Below are 13,304 nucleotides of genomic sequence, written 5' to 3' on the forward strand. Positions count from 1 at the left end.
TCTAAAGCAAATATCTGATGGATGAAATCAGCGTTCGAGAGGCGGACTACTTCGGGGACTGAACGAGGGTCTGGTCAGATACCCTGTCCCATCAGGTGACTTCGGAGGATGTCGGCGTTCTTCGTTCCCGACTCGGTGTTGACGACGACGACGCTGTCGTCTTCGTCGAACTCGTCGGACTGGTCCCACGCGGCGGCGAGGGCGACGCCACCGGCGGCACCGACTTCGACGCCGGCGGTCTGCGCGGCTTTGACCGCCGATTCGAGGGCGTCGTCGTCGCCGACAGTGACCGCGACACCGTCGGATTCCTCGATTGCACGGAGCGCGAGTGACCCGCCTGCCGGGTCTGGAATCTCCAGTTCGCCGACGATAGTGTCGGGGTGGTTCCACGCCTCGGTGTCGTCGTTTCCGACCTCCCACGCGGTGGCGATGGGTGAGCACCCGACCGACTGCGCGGCCACGAGTCGGGGCACGTCGTCGACGAGGCCGAGGTCTGACAGGTCGCGGAAGCCCTTGTAGACGCCGTAGACGAGTTCACCGGTCGCCACGGGGACGACGACCCAGTCGGGGACGGACCAGTCGAGACGCTCGGCAATCTCGTAGGCGATGGTCTTCGCGCCGTCGTGTCGATACGGATTGTCGAACTCTTGGAGCGTGTACCAGTCGCTCTTGAGTTTCTCGTGGAGTGCCGAGAGCGCGGCGGGGTAGCGCCCGCCGACGACTTTCATCTGGCCGCCGTGGACGTTCACCATCGCCTTGTTCGGGAACGGCGTCCGCGAGGGGACGAACCCGTACGAGCGCACGTCGACGAGGCCCGCGTAGGATGCCGCGGACTGGGCTCCGTTTCCGGGCGAGGCGTGAGCGACGACTTCCGCACCTGCTTCTCGTGCCGCCGTCGCAGCGAGCGAGAACCCACGGTCGAGGAACGTCCCGGTCGGGTTGCGTCCTTCGTCCTTGATGAGCAACGACCCCACACCCGCTTCGTCGCCGAGTGCCGACGCCTCGACGAGCGGTGTCGCACCTTCGTTCGCCGTCACGGGGTCGTCGAAGGGGAGGAGTTCGCGGTAGCGCCACATCGTGTCGAACGGACGTTCGGCGAGCGTCTCCGCGTCCCACTCGACACTGTCGAGGTCGTACGTCGGGTCGAGCGGTTCGTCCGCGTCGCTCGGCCCGATCACGTCGGCGTCGTACTCGTCACCGGTCTCCGTACACACCAGCCCAGAGAACGTGTCGGAAGTCTGCATAGGCGGCCCTTTCGGGGGGAGGAACTAAGCCCTTCCCGTCGGGCGATGGCTCCCACCCGTAGGGGCTTTGTGTCACCCGTCCGAGGAACCGTGTATGGACGATAGCCACATCGTGGTCGTCGGTGCGGGTCTCGCTGGCCTCGTCACCGCGCGACACCTCGCCGCCGATGGGTCCGACGTGACCGTCATCGAACGACGGGACGACGTCGGCGGACGAGTTCGAACGAGGACGACCGACGGGTTCACACTCGACCGAGGGTTTCAGGTGCTTTTCACCGGCTATCCCACAGTTCGCCGCGAACTGGACCTCTCGGCGCTCGACCTGCGCGAGTTCACGCCCGGCGCGACCATCTGCCGGCCGAGTCGCCGGTCCGTCCTCTCGGACCCCCTCCGCGACATCGGCAGTCTGTTCGACTCGCTCCGGAACCCCGAGCTGACGACGAGCGACAAACTTCGGACACTGGCGCTCAGACAGGACGTGGGGACACGCGACGAAGCCGAGATATTCGCCTCACCAGACCAGAGCATCCGGTCGTACCTCCGCGACTGGGGCTTTTCGGAAGACTACATTGACCACTTCGTCGCTCCGTTCTACGGCGGCATCACCCTCGACCGCTCGCTGTCGTCCTCGAAGCGCGTCTTCGAGTACACGTTCAAGATGCTCTCTGCGGGGAGTACCACCGTCCCGAAAGACGGGATTCAGGCGATACCCGAGCAACTCGCCGACGTCGCCCGCGACGAGGGCGCGACGATTCGTCTCGGCGAACGGGTCGAGTCGATTCAGAGCGACGAGAACGGCGCAGTCGTCACGACGGGGCGCGAGTCCGTCGAGGCGGACGCCGTCGTCGTCGCAACCGACCCGAAAGAAGCACGGCGCTTGACGGATGTCGAGTCGATTCCGACCGACGCCCACGGATGTGTGACGCAATACTACACGCTTCCGGCGGGAAGCGGCCTCGACGCGGGGAAGCGAATCATGCTCAACGCCGCGAATCCGGACCCCAATACGATTGCCCCGCTCTCGACTGTCGCACCCGAGTACGCACCGGCGGGGAAGGAACTCCTGAGTGCGACGTTCCTCGGGGCCGCCGCCCGAGACGAGTCAGAAGAAGTCCTCTTCGAGAAGACGTTGCGAACGCTCGAAGCGTGGTATCCCGAGCGCTACTTCACCGACCTCGAACTGCTCCACACCGACTACATCTCCTTCGCCCAGTTCGCCCAGCCACCGGGTATCCACGACTCGCTCCCGGGGCACCGCGATGCACCGGGTCGAACCTATCTCGCCGGCGACTACACGACGTGGTCGTCGATTCAGGGGGCGATGCGGAGTGGTCGAGAGGCCGCCGACGCCGTTCGAAAAGACCTCTCGAACTAGAGCAAACGAAGAGAGTGTCAGCCAGCAGGGTTCGTGCCCTCAGTCGTTCGAGTGCGTGACGCCACCGGCCGTATCTACCTCTGACGCCGGCCGAGCGCCCTCGAACGAGAGACCACCCGTCGGCAGTGGGTTCGACGAGAGACGCTCCGCACCGTAGCGGTAGACGAGAATCCCGGCGAGTACCCACGCCGCCGCGGCGAGACTGGCCTCCGAGGGCAGGATGCCACCGCCGGTGACGCCCGCCGCAAGGTAGACCGAGATGCCGTTCCACGTCGTGTGGAACGCGATGGGGACGAGGACGCGACCACCGGACTCGTTGTACAACCACGTCGTGATGACGCTGATTGCGATGACTCCGAGCAGGTAGAACGCGAACGACGTACCGGCCTGCGAACTCCCCGGCATGGCGAACAGCGGGATGTGCCACGCCGCCCAGACGACACCGATGACGAGCGAGGCACGGAACGCGCCGAGTCGTCGCTGGAGGACGGGGAGGCCGTAGCCGCGCCATCCGGGTTCTTCGAGGCCGCCTCGGATGAACGACGAGAGCAGTAACGCCCCGAGCAACCCGGGCGGTCCGAGGGCTGCGGCGTCGAACGACCATCCGGTTGCGACGGTGAGTGCGAGTGTCGCACCGAACAGGACGACGGGCACAGCGATGGCGGCGACCCAGACGAGGGGCGACGTTCGGACGCTCACCAACCGCCGACCCCACGACCGGATATCACCGGTGACCGCGGCGAGAACGATTGCTGCGAGAAACGGACCGAACCCGCCCACGAGGACGAGCAACGAGACGTACGTCGGCGGGTCGCCACCCCTGACGAGGAGCATCGCCGGAATCCACCAGACCCACGTGAGGAGGTACGTCAGCACCAGGAAACTGACGAATCGATGCGTTCGTATCCACCCTATGAGCGAGGACATCACAGGTAGAGATACTACTGCAGTGAGCATATTCCCCGGACGCGCTTCTCGGTGTGTGAGAAGTAGACTGGTCGCGGGAAGCCGACCGGCATCCAGACAGCACTCGTACTGAGGTGTAAATCAGAGGAGGCGACGAAGTTTCCCCAACGGCGGGAACGTGAGCGTCTCGCCTGCGTCGGCGTCGCGTACGAGTGGCCGAAAGACGCTCGCGTCGCCGACGAGTGGCGAGTCGAAGTCCGACCCTCGCATCTGGTTGACGACGACACCCGGTGCGAGGCGGGTGAACGGCGGCAGCATCAGGACGTCCGCGCCTCGATACGCATCGGGGCCGTAGAGGACGCAGGGCCGACGCCGGCCTTCGGTAGTGAGTACGGGGTGGTCGTGGCCGACGACGTGGAGGCGAGCCTCGCCGTCGGGGTGGCGGTGTCCGTGCGAGACGAGCGTCCCGTCTGCCAATCGATACTCGTCGTGAACGGTCCCCGACCACGACTCGGCGAGCATCGTATCGTGGTTTCCAGCGACGAACACCGGGTCGGAACCGGCGTCGGTACAGACGGTGGCGAGCGTTTCGAGCGCGGAGACGTGGCGCTCCGAGACCCGGTCGAATCGGTGGAGTACGTCGCCCGCGAAGACGACTTCACGGGGTTCGAACTCGTCACAGAGAGTGGTCAGTCGGCCCGCGAGGTCCGCTTGCTCGCCGAGTGGAAAGTCGACGTTCGAGGCGTCCGCGCGGCCGATGTGGAGGTCAGAGAGGACGAGTGCGTCCGCTTCTGAGAGGTAGACAGACCGGTCGCGGACGGTGACGCTCTGCACGGGAGACGACAGGGCCGACGACGACAAAATACCACCGGGGCGTCGTCCCGTGTCGCGGACCACGGAGCGAGGGTCTTTTTACGAGTTGCGTCCTTCGCTCGTGGTATGAGCGGCGCCCTCGACGACAAGCGTACCGCGACCCGCTTTCGTATCCTCGCCGAGATTGCCGACCGTCAACCGGCCGTGAGTCAAGGCGAGATAGCCGAGGCAGTCGGCGTGACGAGTCAAGCGGTCTCGGAGTACATCCGCGAACTCGTCGACGACGGACTCGTGGACAAGGAAGGTCGGTCGCGCTACCGAGTGACCAAAGAGGGGGTCGATTGGCTCTTTCAAGAGGCCCGTGCGCTCCAGCGATTCGCCGAACACGTCACCGACGACGTGCTGGAGAGCGTCAACGAGGACGCCGCAATCGTCACCGACGACGTCTCGGCCGGTGAGACGGTGACGCTCTCACTCCGCGACGGCCTCCTGTACGCGACACCCGGAAGCGACGGACCGGCAATCGGTGTCTCGACGACCGATGCAGACGCCGGCGAAGACGCCAGCGTCACCGGGTTCGAGGGTGTCATCGAGATGGAACCGGGGTCCGTCCGCGTCCTCCAGATTCCGCCGGCACGGCTCGGTGGAAGCGGCGAGGTGGACGTGGCGGCACTCGCAGACGCCTGTGCCGACGCAGATATCGTCGTCGCCAGCGGCGTCGAAGCAGTCGTCGCCTGTCGCACGGCAGACGTGGACCTCGAAACGTGGTTCGCACCGGGCGAAGTCGCCGCCGACGCCGCCGCTCGTGGGTTGGACGCAGTCGTCGTCGCCAGCACCGACGCCGCCGGACGCGTGACCGACGCGCTCCGCGACGCAGGCGTCTTGTTCGAAGTGACTGAACCGTAACCAGTGACTCGTCCGCAAACAGACCGTACCGTCGCTATTCGTCGGCGTGTTCGCGTGCCATCGTGTACGCCTCTCGCAACCTACGGAATCCCTCTCGGTCGCCGCCGTGGTCGGGATGAACGTCTTTGACTTGTGACCGGTAGGCGTCGCGAACGGCGTCGGGAGAGGCGTCTGCCGAGAGTCCTAATCTGTCGAACGCTTCCGAGATAGGGTCGTCTACGTCGGTCAGTTCGGGTTCGATGTCGGCGACGTCGAAGGGGAGGCGGCGTCCGAGTTGTCTCCCCGGCATCTCGTGTTCACAGAGGACGGCGAACACGCCCGCGTGTTCGAGACGGAAGAACGCCTGCGCGTCGAACGTGATGGCGACGTCTCGCTCGGGGAGGTAGAATGCTACCGTCTCGTCGTGAATCGTCCAGTCTTCGACGAATCGTTCGCCAATCGCGGTCAGGTAGTCTCTGATTTCGAGACGACGGCGGCCGACACCGTCCACTCGCGGGCCGTGAGAGACCTGCTGGTCGGGGAAGAGGCGGCCACCGACGACGAACACTCCGGCGACGACGACGGAGGCGATTGCGCCCACAACGAGGCCGAGTACCAGCCACGAGGGGAGCAGAAATACCCACTCCGGAAGCACGCTAGAAGTCAAGTGACGAGCGACTAAGAACCCCTCGCTGCCCGCACCCCTTTGTCGATGGCCCGCCGACTCCTCGTATGCAACCGATACGGTTCGAGGAAGCGGACAGCACCGAGCGTACACAAATCGGAGAGGGACTGACCCGCATCGCCGTCGCCGCGGGCCGATTGGAGACGGGTCGTGCCGAGGGGAAGTACTTCCTCAGACACGACGATGGATGTGCCGTCTGTGGCGAGTCAGTCGTCGCTGGCAGCCCCTTCTACCTCGACGCTGAGACGGGTGAGATACTCTGTGAAACCCACGGACGGGAGCGACGTGAGGAGTGAGCTGGTCGATTTCTGATTCGGGCAACAATTTCATACTCACGTCCGAGTGAGTTTTTATTCACTCATGTTCCGTTCGCAAACTTCTTTATCGCCCTGTGGGACCATACGAACACCACATGGCTGTAGTCTGGCTGGACGACGTACGGGCCGACGACCTCGACCTGGTCGGCGGCAAAGGCGCGTCGCTGGGCGAACTCACTGGTGCTGGACTTCCCGTCCCACCGGGGTTCGTCGTGACGGCGAGCACGTACCGAGCCTTCATCGAGGATGCGGGAATCGACGACGAACTCTTTTCTGCGGTGGAGGTCGACCACGAGGACTCTGCGGCACTCAAGCAGGCACACGAAACAGCCCACAACCTCATCATGGGCACGCCGATGCCCGAAGACGTTCGAGAGGAGATTCTCGACGCCTACCGGAGCATCGGCGACGGTGACGCCTTCGTCGCGGTGCGGTCCTCTGCGACTGCCGAAGACCTCCCGGACGCCTCGTTCGCGGGACAGCAAGAGACGTTCCTCAACGTCACCGAAGAGGAACTCTTAGAGAGCGTCAAGGCGTGTTGGGCGTCCCTGTTCTCCGAGCGCGCAATCTACTACCGCAACCGGAAGGGCTTCCCACACGACAAGGTCGATATCGCCGTCGTCGTCCAGCAGATGGTCGACTCCGAGAAGTCGGGCGTGATGTTCACGCGACACCCATCGACGGGCGAGAAGAAGGTCATCATCGAGGCCGCGTGGGGCCTCGGCGAGGCAGTCGTCTCCGGAACCGTCTCCCCCGACAACTACGTCGTGAACCGCGAGAGCGGCGACGTCGAGACGGCGACCATCGCGGACAAGAAGACGATGTGCGTCCGCGACGAAGAGACGGGCCAGACCGTCGACCGCGAGGTTCCGAACGAGAAGCGACACGACCGGGTCCTCACCGACGGCGAAGTCGCTCGACTCCTCGAACTCGGCGAACTGGTCGAAGACCACTACGAGACGCCGCAGGACGTAGAGTGGGCGGTCTACGACGGCGACGTGTACATGCTCCAGTCCCGCCCGATTACGACTATCTCCGAAGACGCCAACGGCGACGACGGTGCGAACGAACGCACCCGCTCCGACGGTGTGAGCGACGACGTCCTCATGCGTGGCCTCGGTGCCAGCCCCGGAATCGCCTCGGGCCGCGCCCGCATCGTGACCAAACTCGACCACCTCGACCAAGTTGCCGAAGGCGACATCATCGTCACCGAGATGACGATGCCCGACATGGTGCCCGCGATGAAGCGCGCCGCCGGTATCGTCACCGACGAAGGGGGCATGACCTCACACGCGGCCATCGTCTCGCGCGAACTCGGCGTGCCCGCAGTCGTCGGCACCGGCGACGCGACCACGACCATCGACGACGGCGACATCATCACCATCGACGGCGACAAGGGGACCATCCGCGAGGGCGAAGAACCCGAAGAGAAGCAGCGCCAACCGGTCGAAGAGGCACGACCCAAGACCCCCGTCAAGCCGATGACGGCGACGGAGGTCAAAGTCAACGTCTCCATCCCCGAGGCGGCCGAACGCGCCGCCGCGACGGGTGCCGACGGCGTCGGCCTCCTCCGCATCGAACACATGGTGCTGACGCTCGGCAAGACGCCCGAGCGATACATCGAGCAGAACGGCGAACGCGCCTACGTCGACGAAATCGTCTCCGGCGTCCGCGAAGTCGCCGAAGAGTTCTACCCGCGCCCAGTTCGCGTCCGCACGCTCGACGCGCCCACCGACGAGTTCCGTCAACTCGAAGGCGGCGAGAACGAACCACGCGAACACAACCCGATGCTCGGCTACCGCGGCATTCGCCGTGGCCTCGACAACCCGAGTATCTTCCGCCTCGAACTGCAGGCGTTCCGCCGTCTGTTCGACATGGGCTACGACAACGTGGAAGTCATGTTCCCCCTCGTCAACGACGCCGAGGACGTGCTTCGCGCAAAAGAGCACATGATAGAAGCGGGTATCGACCCCGACAAGCGCGAGTGGGGCGTCATGATAGAGACGCCTGCCGCCGCGCTCTCGATTCGCGAACTCGCCGACGCAGGCATCGACTTCGCCTCCTTTGGCACGAACGACCTGACGCAGTACACGCTCGCCGTCGACCGGAACAACGAGCATGTCGCCAACATCTACGACGAACTCCACCCGGCGGTGCTCAAACTCATCGGCGACACCATCGAAGCGTGCCGTGAGACCGGCGTCAAGACGAGTATCTGTGGACAGGCAGGGTCGAAACCGAAGATGGCCCAGTTCCTCGTCGAGAAGGGTGTTAGCTCCATCTCGGCCAACATCGACGCGGTCCGCGACGTCCAACACGAGGTCAAGCGCGTCGAACAGCGTCTGCTCCTCGACTCGGTTCGCTAACGGACTCCCCGTCCAGCCTTCGACGGTCTTCCGTTTTGTCACACACCACCCAGACGCTGAGCGTCTGTTTCGTGGGGCCGAATCCAGTGATTCTGCCGTCGAAACCACTGACGAGCCCCGTCTTTTTCTCCCCAGCACACGTCTGTCTAGCGAGAGGTTCGTGATTCATCCATGTCCACCGCCGTCGATACACCCTCCACGCCACAGACGACGAACGTCGCCCGCCTTCGGGCGATAATCGTCGCACTCGCCATCGTCGCCGCCGGCATCCTCCTCGGTGTCGTCCTCACAATTGCCGCGTTCGTCCCCATCGTCGCACTCGGTTTCCAGTTCGACCCGTCAGGGTCGCTGTTTCTCGTCGCATCGCTGATACCCTCGCAACTCGCGTTCGCAATCGTCGGCTTGCTCGTCGTGGTTGCACTCCTCGGTGGGGTCTCGGCCCGTGTCCCCACGCGAGACGACGTGAAGTGGGTCGGTATCGGACTCGTCGCGAGTTTCACCGCCGTCGGCTTGCTCGTCGTCGCGTCGACCATCGTCGACCTCAGTCCGATTCAATCGGTCGTCGGTGAGGCGGGGAGCGTCGACCCCACCATCTTCGTCGTGCTCGCCATCCTGTCCATCTTCGTCATCGCTCCCGCCGAAGAGGTACTCTTCCGCGGTGCCGTTCAGGGGCGATTGCGCGAGACGTTCGGCCCCGGCGCTGGCATCGCCCTCGCCAGCGCAATCTTCGCGTCGCTCCACGCGTTCAACTTCGTCGGTGGCGGGTGGATTATCCTCGTCCCACTGTCGGCACTCTTCCTCGTCGGCGCAGTGTTCGGATACGTCTACGAGCGAACGCAGAACCTCGCAGTCCCCATCGTCGTCCACGGACTGTACAACGCGACGCTGTTTCTCTCGTCGTTCGTCGTCGGGTGAGCGGTAAATCGTCGCACTGGCTGGTGATTTTCTCGGAGTTTGGTGGCCCGTTTGCGGGTTCGCTGACACTGCGCAATGGAGCGGAACCGATATACTGGGTGTGGTTATAGAGTGAGGCATGCAGCGCGCGGCACCGCAAACGTTCGACCGCGTTCTCTCTTCGATGTGTACCCAACCACACCCGGCCGCCCGTGAGGCCGCGTCACGATTCATCGCCACCAATCCGGGCGACCCCGCGACCTACCAAGCGGTCGCCGCACTCGAAGAAGACGCACTCTCGTACCTCGGCGAGATTACTGGGCTTGCGACCCCTCACGGCTACGTCGCCAGCGGCGGCACAGAAGCCAACATCCAAGCAATCCGGGCCGCGCGAAACCACGCCCGGGACGACGACCCGAACGTCGTCGCCCCCGAGAGCGTCCACTTCAGTTTCCAGAAGGCCGCCGACGTGCTCGGCGTCGAGTTGCGCATCGTCCCCGTCGACGCCGACTATCGGGCGAACGTCGCGGCGGTCCGCGAGGCAGTCGACGACCACACGATTCTGGTCGCGGGCGTCGCGGGCACCACCGAGTTCGGTCGCGTCGACCCGATTCCGGCACTGACCGAAGTCGCCCACGGCACGGGTGCGCTGATGCACGTCGATGCCGCGTGGGGCGGGTTCATCCTCCCCTTCACCGACCACGAGTGGTCGTTCGCCCACGCCCCTATCGACTCGATGACCATCGACCCGCACAAGTACGGACAGGCAGTCGTCCCCGCGGGTGGCCTCCTGTTCCGTGACAAGGAAGTCGTCGACGCGTTGGCGGTCGATACGCCGTACCTCGAATCCACCTCACAGGCGACACTCACCGGCACGCGAAGCGGTGCGGGCGTGGCGTCCGCCGCCGCCGCGATGCGCGAGTTGTGGCCCCACGGCTACCGCGAGGAGTACGAGACGCAGCAAGCGAACGCCGAGTGGTTGTATCACGAACTCGTCGCCCGCGGCTACGACGCAGTCGAACCCGAACTCCCACTCGTCGCCGCGCGCCTCCCCGACTCCGAGTTCGAGTCCCTCCGTGACCTCGGATGGCGTATCTCTCGGACCGCGAGCGGCGAACTCCGCGTCGTCTGTATGCCCCACGTCTCGCGGGAGTCGCTTCGGGCGTTCCTCTCCGACCTCGACGACGTGTCCAGCGGCCCAGCACGGAACTGACGGGGCGACCGGAATTCTCGACGTGAAACGTGACTATCACCGATAACGGACGGTTCAGCGAACGATAACGTCGCTTCCGAAACCTGAAGGCTTACATTCGATTGGTTGTGAGTGTCTGGTGTGACCCTCCCCGCGCTCGTCTCGCTCGCTGACCTCACGTTGGGAATCTACCCCGACTTCTCGTGGCTCACCTCGCTCGTCGAGACGGCTACCGGGTGGTTCGGCCTCGCGATTATCTTCGCGTACTCGTTCCTCATCGCCTTCGCCCTCCCCGGCGTGAGTGAAATCGTCCTCTTTGCTCCCCTCAACCTTGGCCTGCCGTACAACGTGAAACTGGCGCTCATCATCGTCGTCAGTGGTGCTGGAAAGGCCGCCGGAAGCGTCTTCGCGTTCCACATCGGCCACGAGACGAAGGAGTCGGGATACGTCGAAAAGGCGCTCGCCCGCCTCCCAGTCGACGTGATGGGGTGGACCGAGCGAAAGGCGATTCACATCGCCCAGAAGTGGGGCTACGCTGGCCTCGCGGCGGCGCTCTGCGTCCCGGGATTCCCGGACACGCTGTCGATTTACGCGTTCGCCGTCCTCGAAGACGACTACCTCAAGTTCGCTGCGGCCACGTTCGTCGGGTCGGCCGGCCGACTCATCGTGACGCTCGTCGGCATCGAGGCCGCCGTCGCCTTCCTCTGAGCGTCCGTCCGCTACAGTGCGTCTTCGAGATACGGCAACGGACTGACCGGACAGAACATCGGCGCGTTCCCGAGCAGTTCTCGTAACACGGTGACGTGACTCGCGCCGACCACGACGAGGACACGTTCGTCTCCAGACTCGATTGCTCGCCAGAGGTTGTGCACCATCCGCAGATTTCGGTCGTACCACGTCGCCACCATCGCCGGTCCTCCGAAGTTATCTCCACGCCCCCAGCGAAGAGTCTCCCCGAAGAACCCAACCGATTCGGTTCCGAGGTTTCGCTCTCGGTTCTGCCACACGAGGAATTCCGGAATCGTCTTCGTCGCGATTTGCTCCGTGAGTTCCGCTTCGAGTGCTTCGACGTCGAGACGTTCGGACGGAACTTTCTCTTCAGGTTCGAACTCGTCTTCTACGAGCGTCGCGTACGCGTCGTTTCCCAGCGCCATCGGGTAGTCGATGGCGTACACTCGTTCGTGGTCCAATCTGTCGGCCAGCCGAAATCCGAGTTGGACGACTTCGCTTCGACACTCCGTCGTCATCTCGTTTCGGGAAGGATGGGGAGGTTCGATTTCTTCTTCGGCGTCGTACGCCCGTTTACCAGACCGGTACTCGTCGTAGATGGCGTTTACCTCGTCTGCATGGTCGTACGGCCGTTCGACGGCAACCCGGTCGGGGCACCACCGCTCTAACGCATCGATAGTGGTACGTAACTGACGTTGTCTGTCGGGCGTGAGGACATCGTCCACGTCGATTTGGGCGACGTCTAGTCCTGGGTTATCCATGTGGTACGTGCCGAGGAGCATCACCTCGACCGGGCCCGGTTCACATCGAGGCCACCCTTCGGGAGAGTTGTCAGCCGACTGTTGCCTACTCATACACCCAATCCATCATTACTTTGCCATGAAACTACGGGTCGATAACCTCGGTATTCACACACCTCGGTCGTTTCGACAAAATCGAGAATCAGAATCGCTGGTTATCTCTTGGCACTGCGTACTGCTAGTATGGCATACAGACGTATCTCCAACCAAGTCGTCGTCGGGGGCGCTATCGTCCTCGTTGGCCTCGTACTGCTCGCAAACAGCACCGGACTCTACGACACGAGTGGCCTCCTTCGGTACATCCCGTCGCTGTTCGTCCTCGTCGGCGTGTACGCACTCGTCGCCAGCGGGTTCCGAAACGTTGGGGGACCACTCGTCCTCATCACCTTCGCCGGCGCGTGGCAAGCGGTTGCCCTCGACCTCGTGACGGGGTCGCAAGTCCTGTCGTTCTGGCCGGTCCTCCTCGTCATCCTCGGCCTGTCGGTCGCTCTCGGTCGGGTGCGCTCGTCCGTCGAACCGATAACCGGTGACCGCGTGGACATCGTCGCCATCTTCGGCGGGCGTAACGCACGGGCCACGACTGCTCGCTTCACCGGCGGGGCTATCACGACCCTGTTCGGGGCCGCCGAGGTAGACCTCCGCGACGTGGTGGACCTCGAAGAGACCGCTCGAATCAACGTCACGTCGATGTTCGGTGGCGTCGAAATTACCGTTCCGCGCGAGTGGAACGTCCGGATAGACGTGCTCCCGGTCTTCGGTGGCGCTGAAGACGAACGCCCGCGCCGCGAACTCGAACACGAGACGGTTGACCTCGTCGTCTCCGGGTTCTGCGCCTTCGGTGGCGTCAGCATCAAGGACTGAACCCCTCCGAGGAGGCGCGTCTTTTATATTTCTCCTCGCTCTTGTCTGCGATGTGATTGCGACGGGTCTCCCCGACAACATGCGCATGCGCCTCCTCTTTTAGCCACGGGTGGACCCGTTCTCGGTTTTCGCCGCGGTAACGCGCGGCGACGCCGAACCCGGTGAACCCCGGGCTGTTTCCGCATTGACCGACAGACGCATCCGTACCGGCGGGCTTTAGGCCCGCATCCGAGATAC

At 64.1% G+C, this 13,304-nt stretch carries 13 protein-coding genes; 8 read left to right on the plus strand and 5 right to left on the minus strand.

Annotated features, from left to right (window positions below; all coding sequences use genetic code 11):
• Positions 1–74 precede the first annotated feature (74 nt).
• Positions 75–1,244: a threonine synthase gene (locus tag GJR96_RS01215; protein WP_151161251.1), complete on the minus strand. Its 1,170-nt coding sequence runs from the start codon at positions 1,242–1,244 to the stop codon at positions 75–77.
• Positions 1,245–1,338: 94 nt separating this feature from the next.
• Here GJR96_RS01215 and GJR96_RS01220 point away from each other — a divergent pair, with 94 nt between their 5' ends.
• Positions 1,339–2,619: an NAD(P)/FAD-dependent oxidoreductase gene (locus tag GJR96_RS01220; protein WP_151161253.1), complete on the plus strand. Its 1,281-nt coding sequence runs from the start codon at positions 1,339–1,341 to the stop codon at positions 2,617–2,619.
• Positions 2,620–2,658: 39 nt separating this feature from the next.
• Here GJR96_RS01220 and GJR96_RS01225 read toward each other — a convergent pair whose 3' ends face one another.
• Positions 2,659–3,546 (minus strand): CPBP family intramembrane glutamic endopeptidase, encoded by an 888-nt coding sequence (locus tag GJR96_RS01225; protein ID WP_151161254.1) that lies wholly within the window; start codon positions 3,544–3,546, stop codon positions 2,659–2,661.
• Between the two features lie 120 nt (positions 3,547–3,666).
• Entirely contained in the window at positions 3,667–4,359 is a 693-nt protein-coding gene (locus tag GJR96_RS01230; protein ID WP_151161256.1) for a metallophosphoesterase, read from the minus strand.
• A gap of 105 nt (positions 4,360–4,464) precedes the next feature.
• On the opposite strand from GJR96_RS01230, the gene GJR96_RS01235 reads away from it, so the two are divergent.
• Complete coding sequence (locus GJR96_RS01235; RefSeq protein WP_151161258.1) at positions 4,465–5,244, plus strand: DUF7839 domain-containing protein; 780 nt, start codon at positions 4,465–4,467, stop codon at positions 5,242–5,244.
• Between the two features lie 34 nt (positions 5,245–5,278).
• Here GJR96_RS01235 and GJR96_RS01240 read toward each other — a convergent pair whose 3' ends face one another.
• Positions 5,279–5,878 (minus strand): J domain-containing protein, encoded by a 600-nt coding sequence (locus GJR96_RS01240; protein ID WP_151161260.1) that lies wholly within the window; start codon positions 5,876–5,878, stop codon positions 5,279–5,281.
• Positions 5,879–5,955: 77 nt separating this feature from the next.
• Here GJR96_RS01240 and GJR96_RS01245 point away from each other — a divergent pair, with 77 nt between their 5' ends.
• The 5 genes from GJR96_RS01245 to GJR96_RS01265 all read left to right on the plus strand — a co-directional run bounded on the left by GJR96_RS01245 (position 5,956) and on the right by GJR96_RS01265 (position 11,385).
• Positions 5,956–6,204, plus strand: a complete 249-nt coding sequence (locus tag GJR96_RS01245) for a hypothetical protein (RefSeq protein WP_151161262.1) — start codon at positions 5,956–5,958, stop codon at positions 6,202–6,204.
• A gap of 116 nt (positions 6,205–6,320) precedes the next feature.
• Entirely contained in the window at positions 6,321–8,591 is a 2,271-nt protein-coding gene (gene ppsA / locus GJR96_RS01250; RefSeq protein ID WP_151161264.1) for a pyruvate, water dikinase, read from the plus strand.
• 171 nt (positions 8,592–8,762) lie between these two features.
• Positions 8,763–9,506, plus strand: coding sequence for a CPBP family intramembrane glutamic endopeptidase (locus tag GJR96_RS01255; RefSeq protein ID WP_151161266.1), 744 nt, complete (start codon positions 8,763–8,765; stop codon positions 9,504–9,506).
• 118 nt (positions 9,507–9,624) lie between these two features.
• Positions 9,625–10,698 (plus strand): tyrosine decarboxylase MfnA, encoded by a 1,074-nt coding sequence (gene mfnA / locus GJR96_RS01260; protein ID WP_151161268.1) that lies wholly within the window; start codon positions 9,625–9,627, stop codon positions 10,696–10,698.
• Between the two features lie 120 nt (positions 10,699–10,818).
• The gene (locus tag GJR96_RS01265; protein WP_151161270.1) at positions 10,819–11,385 is read left to right on the plus strand and encodes a YqaA family protein; all 567 of its coding nucleotides are present in this window, start codon (positions 10,819–10,821) and stop codon (positions 11,383–11,385) included.
• An 11-nt stretch (positions 11,386–11,396) separates the two neighbouring features.
• On the opposite strand, the gene GJR96_RS01270 is transcribed toward GJR96_RS01265, so the two are convergent.
• Complete coding sequence (locus tag GJR96_RS01270) at positions 11,397–12,260, minus strand: DUF5694 domain-containing protein (protein ID WP_151161272.1); 864 nt, start codon at positions 12,258–12,260, stop codon at positions 11,397–11,399.
• 129 nt (positions 12,261–12,389) lie between these two features.
• On the opposite strand from GJR96_RS01270, the gene GJR96_RS01275 reads away from it, so the two are divergent.
• Positions 12,390–13,067 carry a LiaF transmembrane domain-containing protein gene (locus tag GJR96_RS01275; protein ID WP_151161274.1) on the plus strand — a complete coding sequence of 226 codons (678 nt, stop codon included), beginning with the start codon at positions 12,390–12,392 and terminating at the stop codon, positions 13,065–13,067.
• The last annotated feature ends 237 nt before the right edge of the window (positions 13,068–13,304 follow it).

The sequence above is a fragment of the Haloferax litoreum genome, assembly GCF_009674605.1.
Taxonomy (GTDB): Archaea; Halobacteriota; Halobacteria; order Halobacteriales; family Haloferacaceae; genus Haloferax; species Haloferax litoreum.